General features: G+C 67.2%; 1 protein-coding gene. It reads right to left on the bottom strand.

The genetic code is table 11. From position 1 onward, the window contains the following. Positions 1–503 (bottom strand): acyl carrier protein (locus GTY56_RS21425; protein ID WP_161366979.1); only part of this gene is annotated, 503 nt, incomplete at both ends.

The raw sequence follows: 503 nt of genomic DNA, 5'->3' as shown, positions 1-503 counted from the left end.
CCCGGGAACCGGCACCCCATCCCCACGATCGCAATGGGCTCGTCGACCGGGGTGTCGGCGCGGACGACAGCCTGTTCCTGGGGCTGGCCCAAGAGCTTGTCGCGGAGGTAGTGAGCGGCGGTGAGGGGAGTCGGGCAGTCGTAGATCAGCGAGGTCGGGACGTGCAGTCCGGTCCGGGAACGGAGGTGGTTCTTGAGCTCGACACCGGTCAGCGATTCGACGCCCAGTTCCTTGAACGTTGCCTCCGCGCGTACTTCGGCGTGGGCGTCCAGTCCGAGGACGGTGACGACACCGTCGCGCACTTGACCGAGCAACCACTCGATCTGCTCGGTCACGGTCAACGTCGCAAGTTCTCGGCGGAGTTGCTCAGCGGGATCCATCGTGTCCGACGGCACTGCGGAGGCTTCGTCCGGCCGGCTGTCCAGCGTGAGCGCCGCCGATGCGGAGCCATCGGGTGCCCAGTAGCGCTGGCGTTGGAAGGGGTAGGTGGGCAGGTCGATGAC

The organism is Streptomyces sp. SID5643, assembly GCF_009872555.1.
In the GTDB taxonomy this organism is placed as follows: Bacteria; Actinomycetota; Actinomycetes; order Streptomycetales; family Streptomycetaceae; genus Streptomyces; species Streptomyces iakyrus.
The sequence above is the reverse complement of the archived record's forward strand: the minus strand, read 5'-3'. Positions and strand labels throughout refer to the sequence as shown.